Source organism: Nocardia sp. NPDC051981, assembly GCF_040680715.1.
Taxonomy (GTDB): domain Bacteria; phylum Actinomycetota; class Actinomycetes; order Mycobacteriales; family Mycobacteriaceae; genus Nocardia.
The window spans coordinates 19,955-36,598 of record NZ_JBFAXK010000003.1; the positions used below are offsets into that span (position 1 = coordinate 19,955).

Consider the following 16,644-nt stretch of genomic DNA (forward strand, 5'->3'; position numbering starts at 1 on the left):
CGCGCACCTACCTACTTCAGGGGAGCCCTTTCGAGCCAGTCGGTCAGGAGGCTGTTCACCGTGTGCCCGGGCCAGCGCAGCACCATGACGAAGCGCGATCTCGGATCACCGTCGGGAAAGGAGACGGCGGCCAGCGCGCGATGGGCGTCGGTGTCCTGGGTGGCGGCCGGATCCACGCCGGCGGCCGTGGTGACGGTCAAGGCGCCCGCCACGTCCTCGTGGGTGCGGGTGGTGACACGGGCGTTGTTGCCGAAGAAGATCGCGGCGACGGAACTTCCCGGCCGGGTGTCGAAGTCGAAGACGTCGAAGTGCACCTGGCCGGTGCCGTCGTCGCCATTGCACAGCACGCGATGCGCACCCTGGGCCGCCTCGCCCGGACCCGGATCCCGGGGCCGGCAGGACCCGCCCTGCCAGCCCACCGCGGTGCCGGTGGAGGCGAGCTGCCCGACCAGGCTGGGGAAGGCGCGGGCGATGGCGACGTCGTCGCGCCCCCAGGACGAGACCAGCGCATTCGCACTGCTGTACGTGATCAGCCCGCTCACATCGGTTTTGCGGCTGATCCGCCCGTCGGGCAGCAGGGTGAGGGTGGTGGGACCATTGGCGCGGCAGGCATTGGCCGGCTCCCGGACCACGATCTCGGAGGTGCCGATGATGAGGCGGTCGCCCTCGTGGGGCACCCGGTCCAGCGGCGCGGAGAATTCGCAATGGAACGGTGCACCGTCGGGCAGCACACCGTCGACGCGATTGGACAGCACCGGATCGCCGATCTTGGCCTGCTGCACGGTCAGCCGGTAGTTGGTCTGCCCCTCGGTGGCCAGCCAGGTGCCCACGAAGGTGTCCGGCACCAGGCCCGGACCGGATCGGGCCGGTGGCGAATCGCCCTGGTGCAGCTCAAAACCCACGCCCGCGGCCGTCACCGCGGCCACCGCCACCGGGACCAGGACGCGCCGGTGTAAGACGCGCTGCCACAGCGGTTTCCGGCCCCAGTTCCGGAGGTGCCGGGGCGGCGGATGCGGCAGCAGACCGGCCGCGGCAGTCACCGCCAGGGCCGGATCGGAGTAGTACGCCTGGGTGGCGGCGTAGGCGAAATCCGCACAGCTGTCGAAGCGGTCGTCCGGATCCTTGGCCAGGGCCCGGTCGAAGACCTCGTCCAGGGCCGCCGGTAGTTCGGGATTCACCTCGCTCGGGCGCAGCGGCCGCTCCCGGGTGTGGGCGTGCACCCAGCCCAGCGGATTGTCGGCGTGGAAGGGCCGGCGGTCGGTGAGCAGCACGAAAAGCGTGCAGGCCAGTGAGTATTGGTCCGAGCGCGGGCCCACCGGCAGACCGCTCACCTGCTCCGGTGATGCGAAAGCGAAAGTGGCGGAGATATTTCCGGTATGGGTGTGCTTGGTGGTCTCGTCGCGCAGCCGGGCGATGCCGAAGTCGGTGAGCAGGGCGCGCTCGGGGCGGCCGCTGTCGGGATCGGCGATGAGGATGTTGGAGGGCTTCACATCCCGGTGCAGGACGCCCTTGCCGTGCGCGTAATCCAGTGCGGCCGCGATCTCGGCGCCGATACGCAGGCCCCGGTCGGGCGAAACACGGTGCAGTTCAGCGGCATCCACGCCGTCGATGTACTGCATGGAGATCCAGAACTGGTTCTCGGCGACGCCGCGGTCGTAGACCTGCACGATATTGGGATGGTCGAAGTGGGCGGCGATATCGGCCTCGCGCTCGAAACGCCGCCAGACCTCGTCGTCCTCGGCGACGTCGTCGCGTTTCAAGATCTTGAGGGCCGTCAGCCGGGGTAACCGCGGATGCCGCGCCGCGTAGACGACGCCCGAACCCCCGGCCCCGATTCGCCGCGCGATCACATACCCGGCGATGATTTCGCCAGGTCGCAGCTCGGTCATGCTTCCTCTTCGTCTTCCGGCCCGGCCCCACGCCCAGTTCGGATAACAACCATCCTGACGGACATCCGCCGATTCGGCTACAGGTCAGCCGGTTCGAGGCGGCCGGAACGCCGGGAGATGTGCAGACGCCGTGCACGCGATGGTTAGAGTCGGTGCTCGTGCGCGCAGACTCCCGAGCGTTCCACCGCCTCCGCATCCTCGCCCTGGTGTCCGGGTTACTCGGATTCCTGCTGGCGGTGATCACGCCGATCCTGCCGGTGAACCAGGACCGGCCGACACTGCGTTGGCCGCAAGGGGATACGGCCGACGTCGCGGCGCCGCTGGTGTCGTACGTGCCATTGAGCCTGGATGTGAGCCTGCCGTGCCAGGTGCTGCGGGAACTGCCGACCGGCACGCTGTTCTCGACCGTGCCCGCGGCCTCGGGGCAGGCCGAGTCGAAGGGCCTGGTCGTCAAGGTCACCGACGAGCCGGGCAAGGGACGCACGGTATCGGTGCTGGTGCGGCTGATTCCGCTGCTCAGTGCGCCGGCCGCGGAGATCCAGGACTGCACGGCGATCACCGTGCACTCGGACGCCGCCGAAACCCGGGTCGAATTCGCCGGCGTGCACCGCCAGGACGGCACACCCTTCGCCGGCCGGGTCGGCGGGGACACCCGGCCGCAGGTGGTGGGCCTGTTCACCGATCTGAAGCGGGATCAGCTCGGGAACGCCTCCGCCACCGTGGATATCGACGCGCGCTTCACCTCCAGCCCGACCTGGCTCAAGCGCGTCGCGATGCTCGGGGCGGTGCTGTTCACCCTGCTCGCCCTCTACGCGCTGCACCTGCTGGATACCTCCGACGGCCGTAAGCCGCGCCGATTCCTGCCCACGCACTGGTGGCGGGTGCGGCTCGCCGACGTCGCGGTGCTGGGCACGCTGGTGGTGTGGCACATCATCGGCGCCAACACCTCCGATGACGGCTATATCCTGAATATGGCTCGGGCCTCGAAGGTTTCGGGCTACATGGCCAACTACTACCGCTGGTTCGGGGTGGCCGAGGCGCCCTTCGGCTGGCCGTACGAGGTGCTGGCCTGGATGACCCGGATCAGCGATTCCAGCCCCTGGATGCGCCTGCCCGCACTGCTGGCCGGCATCGTGTGCTGGCTGGTCATCAGCCGGGAAGTGCTGCCGCGCCTGGGCTCGCGGGTGCGACGCGACAACATCGCCATCTGGACCGCGGGACTGGTGTTCCTGGCCGCCTGGATGCCCTACGACAACGGCCTGCGCCCGGAGCCGCTCATCGCCGCGGGCGCGCTGCTGACCTGGTGCTCCATCGAAAGGGCAGTTGCCACCGGGCGTTTGCTGCCCGCCGCCGTGGGCGTGCTGATCGCGGCCTTCTCACTGGCCGCCGGGCCGACCGGGCTCATCTGCATCGCGGCGCTCATCGCGGGCGCGCGGCCGGTGCTCATGGTCGTCATCAAGCGCGCCAAGGGCCAGGGGTCGTGGCTGCTGCGTTACGGCGCGCTGCTGGCGCCCGGCGTGGCCGCCGGAACCCTGGTGCTGGTGGTGGTTTTCGGCGATCAGACCCTCGCCTCGGTCATGGAGGCGACCCGGGTACGCAAACTCATCGGCCCCAATGTGGCCTGGTTCGACGAGCGCACCCGGTGGGACGCGCTGCTCATGCTCTCCCCCGACGGCTCACTGGCCCGCCGCTTCGGCATCCTGGCCATGCTGCTGTGCCTGGGCGTATGCGTGATGGTGATGCTGCGCAAGAACGGCCGCATCCCCGGGACCTCGCGCGGGCCGTCGGCGCGGATCCTGGGCATCATCTTCATGTCGCTGTTCCTGATGATGTTCACGCCCACCAAGTGGACCCACCACTTCGGCGTGTATGCCGGACTGGCCGGATCGGTGGCGGCGCTGGCCGCGGTCGCGGTGGGGCTCAACGGAATTCGCTCCCCGCGCAACCGGACGCTGTTCACCGCCGCGGTGTTCTTCCTGCTGGCCATGACCTTCACCGGCCCCAACGGCTGGTGGTACGTGTCCAGCTACGGCGTGCCATGGTTCGACAAGGCGCCGCTCATCGCCGGCAAGGGCTTCTCCACGCTGTTCCTGGGCCTGGCGGTGCTGTGCCTGCTCATCGCCGCCTACCAGCACTTCCGCGCGCCGTACACGCAGCCGAAACCGGCGCGCGGCTTCGACAAGTTCGCCAGCATGCCGCTCACCATCGCGGCGGCCTTGTTGGTGCTGTTCGAGGTGCTGTCGCTGGCCAAGGCGGCCGTCGGCCAGTACCCGGCCTACTCCATCGCGGCGTCGAATCTGCGTGCGCTGCAGGGTGATTCGTGCGCCCTGGCCAACGAGGTGCTGGTGGAGACCGATACCGCCGATTCGCTGCTGCACCCGTGGACCGGATCCGACGCCGACGGCCTGTCCGCCGAGAGCACCGGATTCACGCCCAATGGCGTCGCCTCCGACCTCACCGCGGACGCGGAGGAGACCGTCACCGGCGGGGCCAACTCGGTGAACGAGAAGTCCGGCAACAAGACGTCCAAGACCACCGGCGCGGGCACCGGCGGCGGCAAGAGCGAAGAGACCGGCATCAACGGCAGCTCCGTCGCCCTGCCCTTCGGCCTGGACCCGGCCAAAACCCCGGTCGAGGGCAGTTACACCGATGGCGAGCAGCAGGTTTCGAAGCTCACCACCCAGTGGTACAGCGCGGAGAAGCTGAGCACTCTCCGCAATGACCCCGCCTACAAGGTGCTGGTCGTGACGGCCGCGGGGCGCATCCGGTCCTTCAACAAGGACGGTGTGGAGACCTACGGGCAGGACCTGTTCGTCGAGTACGGCACCCGCGACGCCCAGGGCACTGTCACGAACACCGGGCGGATCCGGCCGATCGATATCGGCCCGAGCCCGTCCTGGCGCAACCTGCGCGTCCCGCTGGACCAGATTCCCGCGGGCGCCAATGCGATTCGCCTGGTGCTCAATGACGCCGACATCACCCCGCGCCAATGGCTGGCCATCACCCCGCCCCGGCTGCCCCGGCTGCAGACCCTGAATTCCCTTGTCGGCGACAGCGCTCCGGTGCTGGAGGACTGGCATGTCGGCCTCGCCTTCCCGTGCCAGCGCCCCTTCGATCACCACGACGGCGTGGCCGAGGTGCCCGAATGGCGCATTCTGCCGGACCGCGTCGGCCAGGACGCCTCCAATGCCTGGCAGGACGACATCGGCGGCGGCCCGCTGGGCTGGACCGGATTGCTGCTCAAGTCCGAGACCCGGCCGTCGTACCTGAACCACGACTGGAGCCGGGACTGGGGCTCGCTCGAGAAGTTCACCCCCTATGTCCCGGATGCGAACTTCGCGCCGACCCTGGACGTCACCGTCCGGTCCCGCTCCGGCCTGGCCAAGGATTCGCCCATCAAGACGAAATGAAAGGTGACCACTGATTTCGTGAGGTGAGGGTAACTCGTCGGGTACGGCCAAAATCGGGTTGGCACCCAACCGCCGGCACGCGTGCGAAACTGGCAACGGCTCCCAAGCCGTGCGCCAAGTCTCGGGGCGGCGGGGAGGCTACCATCAGCAACCGTGCCAGACGCCTCCGCTGTACTGACAAAGCCGAATCCCCCGGCGACCACCCCCGCGACACCGCGCGACTATCGATTCGCGAAGCTCATAGCGATCGTCGCGGGCGTGCTCGGGGCGCTGTTCGCGCTGGCGACGCCGTTCCTGCCGGTACAGCAGACCCAGGCGGAGGTCAGCTGGCCACAGGGCGGCTCGCTCGATCCGGTGCAGGCGGCACTGATGTCGCAGGTGCCCATCGACGCGAAGGCCACCATCCCGTGTTCCGCGGTCCAGCAACTGGATCCGCGCGGCGGCATCCTACTGGCAACGGCGCCGCCGCAGGGCAAGGGCGCGGACCTGGAGGCCCTGTTCGTCCGCGTCTCCGGCGAGAGCGTGGACGTACTGGACCGGAATGCCGTGGTGGCCAGCGCCACCCGCGCCGAGATGAGCCAGTGCTCGCAACTGGTCATCACCTCCGACAGCACCCAGACCTACGCCAGTTTCGAGGGCGTCACCCGCACCGTCGAGAAGCCCACCGCCGACGGCGGACGGGAGACGGTCACCGTGCCCGTGGACGGCCGCCTGCTCGGCGATCTGCGCCCCCAGGTGGTGGGCGTGTTCACCGATATGAAAGGCGGCGTGCCGGCGGGCCTTTCGTTCCACATGACCGTGGACTCCCGGTTCTCCTCCTCGCCGACGGTCATCAAGCTGGTGGCCATCATCGCCGCGGTCCTGCTCACCCTGCTGGCCATGGGCGCGCTGGCGGTCCTGGACACCAGTGACGGCCGTGGGCACCGGCGCATCCTGCCGGCGCACTGGCTGAAGCCGACCTGGGCGGACGGCGGCATCATCGGCACCCTGCTGCTGTGGCACTTCGTGGGCGCCAACACCTCCGACGACGGCTACATCCTGACCATGGTGCGGGCGGCCCCGCACGCGGGCTACCTGGCCAACTACTTCCGCTGGTTCGGCGTGCCCGAGGCGCCGTTCGGCTGGTACTACTACGTCATCCAGGCCTTCGCCGAGGTCTCCACCGCCAGCCCGTGGGTGCGAATTCCCGCGCTGCTCTGCGGAATCCTGTGCTGGCTGGTGATCAGCCGCGAGGTGGTGCCGCGACTGGGCAATGCGGTGGCGAAGTCCCAGGTCGCGCTGTGGACCGGCGGCCTGGTGTTCCTGGCCTTCTGGCTGCCCTACGACAACGGCCTGCGCTCGGAGCCGATCGTGGCCCTCGGCGCGCTGCTGACCTGGGTGTCCATCGAGCGGGCCATCGCCACCTCGCGCCTGCTGCCCGCCGCGGTCGCGGTGCTGGTGGCGGCGTTCACACTGGCGGCGGCGCCGACCGGTCTGATGTGTGTGGCGGCGCTGCTCGCGGGCATCCGGCCGCTGGTGCGGATCGTGGTGCGGCGGCGCAAGCAGTTCGGCGATCTGGCCCTGCTCGCCCCCATCGCGGCGGCCGGATTCCTGGTGCTGGTGGCGGTTTTCGCCGACCAGACCTTCGCCGGAATCATGGAGGCGAACCGGGTACGGCAGGTGACCGGGCCGAATCTGGCCTGGTACGAGGACTATCTGCGCTACTACTACCTGTTCGTCGAGACCGTGGACGGCTCGCTGGCGCGCCGCTTCGCGTTCCTGCTCATGATCCTGTGCCTGATCACCACCATGCTGGTGCTGCTGCGCCGGCGACAGGTGCCGGGCATCGCGAGCGCGCCGACCTGGCGGCTCATGGGCGTGGTCTTCGGAACCATCTTCTTCATGATGTTCAACCCGACCAAGTGGACCCACCACTTCGGTTCGTACGCGGGCATCGCGGGTTCGCTGGCGGCGGTGACGGCGGTCGCCGTGTCCGCCACCGCACTTCGCTCCCGGAAGAACCGGTCGGTGTTCCTGGCCGGACTGCTGTTCACCCTCGCCGTCGCCTTCTCCGGCATCAACGGCTACTGGTACGTGTCCAGCTATGGCGTGCCGTGGTTCGACAAGACCGTCTCCCTGCACGGCTTCCAGTCCAACACCTTGATGCTGGTGCTGTTCGGGCTGGCGCTGGCCGTGGTGGCCTGGCAGTCGCTGCGCGAGGGCTACGCCAAGCCGATGGCGAACGGGAAGACCGAGCGCGGCCGGCGGATCCGCAGGTTCGCCGCCATCCCGCTCACCGTGGTCGCCGCGCTCATGGTGCTGTTCGAGGTGGCGTCGCTGCTCAAGGGCGCGGTGCAGCAGTATCCGGCGTATTCGCTGGCGCGCTCGAACATCGACGCGGTCACCGGCAACACCTGCGGGCTCGCCAATGACGTGCTGGTCGAGGGAAATGTCAACAGCGGCAACCTGACCCCCATCATCGATCCGGCTCACCCGCCGCAGAACGGCGATCCGCTGGCCGGTGAGAGCCCGGTCGGCTTCTCCCCCAACGGCGTCGCCGACAAGCTGGACGCCGACGGCGTCGAGGTGAAGCCGGGCACCGGCAACACCTCCACCCAGACCGTCGGCCCGGCCTTCGAGAAGGGCCAGAACGCGGGCACCGGGGGCGGCAAGGGCGCGCAGGGCGTGAACGGGTCCACCGTGGCCCTGCCCTTCGGCCTGGACCCGGCCACCACCCCGGTCATGGGCAGCTACCAGGACGGCGTGCAGCAGCCCGCCGAGCTCACCTCCAGCTGGTACCAGCTGCCGCCGCGCTCGGACGACTCACCGCTGATCGTGATTTCGGCGGCCGGGCGGGTGATGTCGTTCGACGACACCGGCAATATGACCTACGGCCAGGACGTCTTCCTGGAGTACGGCCACCACAACCCGGACGGCACCGTCACCTTCCTCGACAAGTACCGCCCGCTCGACGTCGGCCCGGCCCCGTCCTGGCGCAACCTGCGCATTCCGCGCTCGGCGCTGCCCGACAATGCCGACGCGGTCCGCATCTACGCCCGCGACCCGATCCTGATCGGCGATCAGTGGCTGGCCTTCACCCCGCCGCGGGTGCCGAAGCTGGTGTCGCTCAACAGCTATCTGGGCTCCACCCAGCCCATCCTGCTGGACTGGGCCGTGGGCCTGCAGTTCCCGTGCCAGCACCCGTTCGATCACCGCAACGGCGTGGTGGACGCGGCGCCCAAGTACCGCATCCTGCCCGACCGGCCGCTGGCCATCAGCTCCACCAATACCTGGCAGGCCGAGGAATTCGGCGGTCCGCTGGGCTGGGCGGAGATGCTGTCGGCCTCCAAGACGGTGCCGACCTATCTGAAGGACAACTACGCCCGCGACTGGGGCTCCCTGGAGCAGTACGAGCCGTTCTATCCTGATCCGTCCGACCCGGCCAAGGCCAAGTTCCCCAAGCCCGCGCAGGTCGACACCCACGTGGTTACCCGCTCCGGGTTCTGGTCACCGGGGAAGATGCGCGTCTTCTGACCCGGGACACGTGATGATCGGTGGCCGCCCGCGACGTCGCGGGCGGCCACCGCTCTTTCGGGTCCTATCGAATTCCGGTTGCTACTTCTTGACGTCCACGTGTGCCACCCACTCGTAAACGGGCAGATTCCCCTCCGGAGTGTCCTGCCAGCGTGACGTCACTTTGTAGCGCTCGTACCCGTCCCCGAACGCCACACGCAGCTCGACGCCCGGTGGCGTGATCGGGACGATCCGCGTTTCGAGGCCATCCGGCCCGCCTTCGAGTAGCGCCAAAGGTGAGGTACTCATAGCTGAAGGCTCTCACATCTGTACGGGTCACCCGATGGATTCAGCGCAATCGGCGAGCCGCCTGAACAAGCCGCCCGTGAGCGGGACGAAGCCGGTTTCGGACGGAGCGAATCGGTGTCAGGCGAGGCCGAACTGGCTCAGCAGGCTGCTCAGCAGGCCGCCGATGATCGGAATCTTCGAGGCGCTGCCGGTGCCCATGCCGCCCACCGGAACCGCGGTGACGCTGATTCCCATGGTCTGGGCGTTGCTGCTGGTGCTGCTGCCGTCGTCACTCGCGATGAGCGTGTACGAACCCACGGTGGTCGGGGTCCACTGGTAAGTCGCGTGCCCGGTGGAATCCACCGGAGAGGCGCCCATGTACACGGCTGCGCCGCCGGACGGGTTCGCGATCCAGAAGCCCACCTGGGTGCCCGCGTTCGAGCCGCCGACGGAGGCGGTGAGGGTGTAGGTCGTATTGATGTGCGCCAGCCCGGTCCCGGCCCACAGCCCGGTGACCTGAGCGGAGGCGGCCGGTGCGGCGGACAGGACGGCCAGGGCGGTCGCGGCGGTGGCCGCGCCGCCGATGATCGTGTGCCGAATTCGAAGGGTAGCCATTACTGCTTCGCTCCCAAGCTCTCATTTTCGAAATTGAAATGAGATGTTTTCACACTTGAGGTCACGTCGCAATGGCCGGCGCCGAATCCCGCAATGGCGCGCGCCGAACCCGCCGAAACAGGCGCGGCTACAACGGCAGCAGATGGTGTTTGCGGGGATTGTCCGGAGTCTTCTTGTCGCGCAACAGGTGCAGGGCGCGCCGAATTTCCAGGCGGGTGGTGGCGGGCTCGATGACCGCGTCGATATAGCCGCGTTCGGCCGCCACCCACGGCGTCGCGACGGTGGCGTTGTAGAACTCGATCATCTGCTTGCGCATGGCCGCGCGCTCCGGCTCCGGGGCCGCCGCCAGGGTCTTGGCGCCGATGAGCGACACCGCGCTCTCCGCGCCCATGACCGCGATCCGGGCGGTGGGCCAGGCCAGATTCACATCCGCGCCCAGCTGTTTGGACCCCATGACGGCATAGCCGCCGCCGTAGGACTTGCGGATGACCACGGTGACCTTCGGGACGGTGGCCTCCACGAAGGAGAAGATGAACCGGCCGCCGCGCTTGATGACGCCGATCTTCTCCTGCTCCACCCCGGGCAGGAAGCCCGGGGTGTCGACGACGAAGACCAGCGGGATTTCGAAGGCGTCGCAGAGCCGGACGAAATGGGCGGCCTTGTCCGAGGCGCGGGCATCGAGCGCACCGGCGTAGACCAGGGGCTGATTGGCCACCACGCCGACCGTGCGGCCGTCCACGCGGCTGAAGCCACAGATGACGTTCGCGCCCGCGGCCTCACCGAATTCGTGGAACGCGCCGTCGTCGAAGATCCGGAGCAGGATCTCGTGCATGTCGTAGCCGGCATTGTCGGCGTCGGGCACGATGCCGTTGAGTTCCAGGTCGGTGTCGGTGATCTCCGGTTCCAGCCCGGGATTCACCACCGGCGGCAGCTCCGTGCAGCTCGACGGCAGATAGCCGAGGTACTCGCGCACCCACTCGAAGGCGGCGGCCTCGTCCGGGGCCACGTGGTGGATATTGCCGTACTGGGCTTGGGATTTCGCGCCGCCGAGCTCCTCGAGGCTGACGTCCTCACCGGTGACCTCGCGAATCACCTTGGGCCCGGTGACGAACATGTAGGCCGCTTCGGTGGCCACCACCACGTCGGTATTGATGGGCGCGTAGACCGCGCCGCCCGCGCAGCTGCCCAGGATCATGGAGATCTGAGGCACCAAGCCGGACAACGGTTCCTGACGCCGGCCCAGCTCGGCGTACCAGGCCAGGGAGGTCACCGCTTCCTGCACGCGGGCGCCGCCGGAATCGTTGATGCCGACCACCGGGCAGCCCATCTTGGCCGCGAATTCCAGGATGCCCGCGACCTTGCGGCCGAACATCTCGCCGACCGAACCGCCGTAGACGGTCTGGTCGTGCGAGAAGACGGCCACCGGGCGGCCCTCCACCAGGCCGTGGCCGGTGACCACGCCATCCCCGAAGAGGGCGGCCTTGTCGCCCGGATTGCGCACCAGCGCACCGACTTCCACGAAAGTGCCGGGATCCAGCAGCATCTCGATGCGGTCGCGGGCCGAGGGAATTCCCTTCCTGGCCCGCTTGGCGATTCCCGCATCTCCCGCCGGTTCCCTCGCGATGTCGAGCTTGTGTCGAAGGTCGGCGAGTTTGTCGGCGGTGGTGCGCACTGGACACTCCTCTCGGCAAAAACCTACTTTCGCAGAACTCGTGTCGCCGTGGTGCTATTTCGTCGTGCTGTCGATCTCCGACAATTTCTTGGTGAGATCGGCGCCGATGGTGGCGATCCGCGGCTCATCGATGATCTGGATGTGATCGCCCGGAATGTGGATGATCTCCAGATTCGGAATGTGTTCCTGCCAGCCGCCGTTCGGCCGCCGGTCCGCGAAACGCGGTTCCAGCTCGATCATTCCGTCGTGGTAACGATCGGCGAGGTAGAGGGCGACGGCGCCGTCGTACTTCGACGGCTCGATCTTCTGCAGCTCCTTGCTGTCGATCCACGAGGTGCGCTGATGCTCGATCACGCCGCCCGGGATGTCGACCCCGGCGAACTTCAGCAGCTCCATGATGATGTCGATCTGCTCCGCGTCGGACGCAGCGGCCAGCTCCTCGAGCTGCTCCTGATCGAGTTCGCCATTGAAGCCGTAGGTCTTCTGCGCGAACGACTGGTAGCGGCGGATCCGCTCCACCCGCTCCTCGGGCGCATCACTGAAGGGCTCGACCGGAATGGCCAGGTCGATCAGGCCGACGTGCCGGACGTCCGCGCCCTCGGCGCGCATGATCTCGCCGACCTTCAACGCGAACACCGCGCCCAGCGACCAGCCGTAGAAAATGTACGGGCCCTCCGGCTGCCGCTTGCGGATCTCCGAAATGTACTGGTGCGCACGCTCTTCGATGGTGCCCTCGACCCGCTCCAGGCCGTACATCGGAGTCCCGGCCGGGAGTCGGTTCAGCAGTGGCTCGTACACCAGGGTGTTGCCGCCCGAAGCGTGGAACACGAAGACCGGCACCGCATTCGAACCGGCCTCCTTCGCGCGCAGCGTGCGCACGAAGCCCTCCAGATCGGAGCTCTTGCCCTGATAGCGGACAACGACCTCGGACAGCTGCTCGATGGTCTTGCAGGCCCGCACCTCGGCCGGATCGACCTCGGCCTTGACCCGCTCCGACAGCCGGGCCACCAGCTTCTCCAGCGTGGTGTCGTCGATCTCGGGCAGCGGGTTGAAGATGCCGCCCGCCGTCTTGCCGGTCACCAGCGCCCAGGTGGCGAAGGCGAGTCGCTCCTCGCCATTGCGCGGGGGCACATTGTCGGCGTCGGTCTCGGCGATCGGCGCGGCGGATTCGTGCTCCGCGACGATCTCCTCGGCCTCGGCCACCACATCGGTGGTCTCGACCTTGGGCAGCAGCGCGGCCGGATCCTCGCCCGCGGCCATGGCGGCCCGCGCGGCGGAGATGAAGTTGGCGTCGACGGCGATGTCCTCACCGGCGGCCTGCCGCGCGGCGATGTCGTCGAGCTGATCACGGTGCTCGATCGCGTAGCGCAGCACCTTGCCGACCTCGAGCAGGCTGGCATCGCGCACGGCCTGGATCTGCAGCTGCGGAATGTCGAACTCGTATTCCACGCGGTTCTTGATGCGCATCGCCATCAGCGAATCCAGACCCAGCTCCATCAGCGGGATCTCCATCGGGAGGTCCTCGACCGCGTAGCCCATGGACTCGGCCACGATGATGGCCAGGCGCTGCTCGATGGTCTGCGTGCCCTTGGGATCCCAGCGCTCGCCGGGGGCCGCCTCGACCACCTCGGCAGCCGGCGCCGCCTGGACGGGCGCGACCGGCTGTGCCACAGCCGATTCCGGCAGCGGTGCGGCCAGGGGTCCGTCGGTGGGGAGAGACGCAGTGACGACGGCGTCGAAGAGCGGGCGGAAGGTATTGCCCTCCTTGGCGTGCACCGACACCGACGCGCCGCCCGGGTGGGGGGTGAGCGTGGTGGTCAGGGTGCCCGTGGCAGGGACCGCGCCGTGTGCGATGGAGGCGCCGACTGTGACATCCGAGAGCACCTGCGCGGCAGCGGCATTCACCAGTGCGGCCAGGTCGGTGACGGCCGGGGCCTGCACCTCCCAGACGTGGCGGCCGTCCGGCAGGGCGACGTGCGCACCCGGGACACGGGCATTGCCCGCGCCGCCGCCGAAGCCGCCGGTCACCTTGGGCCAGTACTGCTTGCGCAGGAACGCGGTGCGTGGCGCGGCGGCGTAGTCACCCGCGGGCAGCAGCGAGGGCAGGTCCACCTTGTGGCCGTGCACGTACAGCTGCGCCAGCGCGGAGATGACACCCGCGGCCTCGTCCTCCTTGCGCTTGAGGGTCGGGATGAGTGCCGCATCGTGCACGCCCGCCGCGAAGGTGGTGCCCAGGACCTGCATGAGCGCAACGGAATTCGGCGCCAGTTCCAGGAAGGTGGTGATACCGGTGTCGACGGCCTGCCGGATGGCGTTGGTGAAGTACACCGAGCCGCGCATGTTCATGACCCAGTAGTCCACGTCCTGCACGGGCGCGTGCCCGGCGCGGTAGACGGTGTCCTTGTGGACGGTCGAGTAGAGGTCGCGCTTGAGCCTGGTGGGCTCGATGCCGGCCAGCTCGGCGGCGAGTTCACCCAGCAGCATGTCCATCTGCGAGGTGTGGCCCGCGCCGCGGGTCTGCAGCACACGGGCGAACTTGCCCTCGGCCTCGGCGCGCGCCACGATCGCGTGCACCTGGTCCGGCATACCGCCGATCACCGTGTTGTTGGGCGCGGCGTACACCGCGACCTCGATCTCGGGGAACTCGGTCTCGACGAGCTTGGCGATCTCCTCGGCGGAGTACTCCAGCAGCGCCATATTGCGCACCTGGTCGTCGGTGAGCATGGCCTCGCCCTCGGCCATCAGCCGCGAGCGCGCGCAGATCACCCGGACCGCGTCCTCGAGCGGCAGACCGCCCGAAATGTACGCTCCCGCAACCTCACCCTGCGAGTGGCCGACCACGCCCTCGGGCTCGGCGCCGTGCGCGCGCAGGATCGAGGCCAGACCCACCTGGATGGTGAAGGTACCGACCTGGCCGGTACCGATGTCCCAGTCCATGGAGTCGTCGAGGATCATCTCCTTGACCGAGTACCCCGCCTCGTCGATGACCAGCTCGTCGACCTGATCGACGGCCTTACGGAAGATCGAGTTCTCGGTGTAGAGCTGCTTGCCCATCTTGCGGTGCTGCGCACCGAAACCGGCCATCACCCACAGCGCGCCCTTGGCAGCCGGGGAATCGGCGGTCCAGACGCCATTGCCCGGCTTGCCCTCGGCGATGGCCCGCAGGCCCGCGATGGCCTCGTCATGGGTCTTGGCCACGACCACGCCACGCGAGCGGCCGTGGTTGCGCTTGGCCAGCGTCCGGGCCACATCCGCCAGCGGAGTCGCCTGTCCCGCTTCGGATTCCAGCCAGTCGGCCAGATTCTTGGCGGCGCGCTTGCGCCGCGACGGCAGGTAACCCGACACCGGGAGGATCAGCGGCATCGGCTCTTCGCGATTGCCCCACTCCGGTTCCGGCGCAACGGTTTCGGTGATGGCCTCGGCCTCGGCGACCACGTCGGTGGTCTCGTTGTCGAGGCCGGTGGTCTCGGAAACCTCCGCTGCGGCGAGGGCCGGCACGTACTCCTGGATGACCACGTGCGCATTGGTGCCACCGAAGCCGAAGCCGGAGACGCCGATGGTGGCCTTGCCGCTGTAGCGCGGGAATTCGGTGGGCTGGTCGGTGACCTTCAGGTGCGCCTGGTCGAACGGGATGAAGGGGCTGGGACCCGCGTAGTTGAGGTGCGGCGGAATGACGTTGTGCTGCAACGCCATGATGACCTTCGCGAGCGCCGCGGCGCCGGCCGCGGCCTCCAGGTGACCGAAATTGGTCTTGGCCGAACCCAGCAGGGCGGGCTTGTCGGCCTCACGGCCCCGGCCGATGACACGGCCGAGCGCATCCGCCTCGATCGGGTCGCCGATGGGGGTGCCGGTGCCGTGTGCCTCGATGTAGTCGACCTGGGACGGCGGGATTCCGGCATCCCGGTAGGCGCTGCGCAGCACATCGGCCTGCGCGTCCGGGTTCGGGGCCAGCAGGCCGTTGGACCGGCCGTCGCTGTTGACCGCGGAGCCCTTGACGACCGCGTAGATGGTGTCGCCGTCGCGCTCGGCGTCGGCCAGCCGCTTGAGCACGACCAGACCGCCGCCCTCCGAGCGGACCATGCCGTCGGCGTCCGACGAGAACGCCTTGATGTGACCGTCCTTCGACACACCGCCATTGGCGTCGAAGGCCAGCGTGGCGGCCGGGGACAGCAGCACGTTCGTGCCACCGGCCAGTGCCAGATCGGCCTCACCGTTGCGCAGCGCCCGAACGGCCTGGTGCACCGCTACCAGCGAGGACGAGCACGCGGTGTCGACGGCCACCGACGGGCCGCGGAAGTCGTAGAAGTACGAGACCCGGTTGGGAATGATGGCCGAAACGCTGCCCATGATGCCGTAGCCCTCGGCCGAGAGCGGCGTGCCGGGATCGGTGTTCCCGACCGCCATGCCCGCGATGAGCATGAACTCGGTGCTGGTCGAACCGATGAAGACGCCGACCTGCTCACCCTTGAGGGTGTTGGCGGGAATCCTGGCGTGCTCCAGCGCTTCCCAGGTCAGCTCGAGCGCCATCCGCTGCTGCGGGTCCATGCGCTCCACCTCGACCGGCGAGATGGCGAAGAACTCGGCGTCGAAGCTCTTGAGGACGTCCTGGTCGAGGTAGCCGCCCTTGGTGTTGGACTTGGCGATCTGCTCCACGAGGCGCGGATCGTCGAGGAACTCCGCCCACCGGCCCTCGGGTAGGTCGCGAATCGCGTCACCGCGGTTGATCAGGAAGTCCCAGGTGGATTCGGGCGTATCGCCCGCACCCGGCAGCCGGGTGGACAGACCGACGATGGCGACATCGTGCGCCTCGCCCGGCTGGAAACCCCGGGTGTAGAACGAGTCGTCGGCCGCCTCGGCCGGGAGGTCGGGCTCCCCATTGATGATTCGCTCGGCCAGCGAGGCGATGGTCGGGTGCTGGTAGACGATGGTCGCGTTCAGCAGGACCCCCGTCAGCTCCTCGATATCGCCACCGAGTGCGAGGGCATCGCGCGAGGCCAGGCCGAACTCCTCCATCGGCCGGTCCACGGTGATGTTCTCGATCGGCTGCCCGGTCGCGTCGGCGACCCAGCGGCGCAGCCATTCCCGCAGGTCGGCCACCGACATGTCGGCCGCGGCAGGTTTCTGCGTGGCCGCGCCTTCGGCTGCCGGTGCGTTCTCGGTCGTCTGGGTGGGGTCCGTGCCCTCGTTCTCAGCCATCAGTTCCTCAAGCTACCTGTCTGCTCACGGTGCGCGGCGTTGTTATCGAGACTCTCGCCGTTCCCTGCCCGAACGGCTCTGT

At 68.6% G+C, this 16,644-nt stretch carries 7 protein-coding genes; 2 read left to right on the forward strand and 5 right to left on the reverse strand.

Annotated elements, in window-relative coordinates; all coding sequences use genetic code 11:
• Positions 1-11: 11 nt before the first annotated feature.
• Positions 12-1,889, reverse strand: coding sequence for a serine/threonine-protein kinase (locus AB0L60_RS07220; RefSeq protein WP_364608674.1), 1,878 nt, complete (start codon positions 1,887-1,889; stop codon positions 12-14).
• Positions 1,890-2,047: 158 nt separating this feature from the next.
• Between AB0L60_RS07220 and AB0L60_RS07225 the strand changes: the two genes are divergently transcribed.
• Positions 2,048-5,299 (forward strand): arabinosyltransferase domain-containing protein, encoded by a 3,252-nt coding sequence (locus tag AB0L60_RS07225; protein ID WP_364608677.1) that lies wholly within the window; start codon positions 2,048-2,050, stop codon positions 5,297-5,299.
• Positions 5,300-5,473: 174 nt separating this feature from the next.
• Positions 5,474-8,812, forward strand: coding sequence for an arabinosyltransferase domain-containing protein (locus AB0L60_RS07230; RefSeq protein ID WP_364609681.1), 3,339 nt, complete (start codon positions 5,474-5,476; stop codon positions 8,810-8,812).
• Positions 8,813-8,893: 81 nt separating this feature from the next.
• On the opposite strand, the gene AB0L60_RS07235 is transcribed toward AB0L60_RS07230, so the two are convergent.
• From AB0L60_RS07235 to pks13, 4 genes are all read right to left on the reverse strand, one after another.
• A complete protein-coding gene (locus AB0L60_RS07235; protein WP_364608680.1) occupies positions 8,894-9,100 on the reverse strand; it encodes a DUF5988 family protein in 207 nt (68 codons plus the stop codon).
• A 117-nt stretch (positions 9,101-9,217) separates the two neighbouring features.
• The gene (locus tag AB0L60_RS07240; protein WP_364608683.1) at positions 9,218-9,694 is read right to left on the reverse strand and encodes a hypothetical protein; all 477 of its coding nucleotides are present in this window, start codon (positions 9,692-9,694) and stop codon (positions 9,218-9,220) included.
• A gap of 127 nt (positions 9,695-9,821) precedes the next feature.
• Complete coding sequence (locus tag AB0L60_RS07245) at positions 9,822-11,366, reverse strand: acyl-CoA carboxylase subunit beta (protein WP_364608686.1); 1,545 nt, start codon at positions 11,364-11,366, stop codon at positions 9,822-9,824.
• A gap of 54 nt (positions 11,367-11,420) precedes the next feature.
• On the reverse strand, positions 11,421-16,562 hold the full coding sequence (gene pks13, locus AB0L60_RS07250) for a polyketide synthase Pks13 (protein WP_364608689.1): 5,142 nt from the start codon (positions 16,560-16,562) through the stop codon (positions 11,421-11,423).
• Between the last annotated feature and the right edge of the window lie 82 nt (positions 16,563-16,644).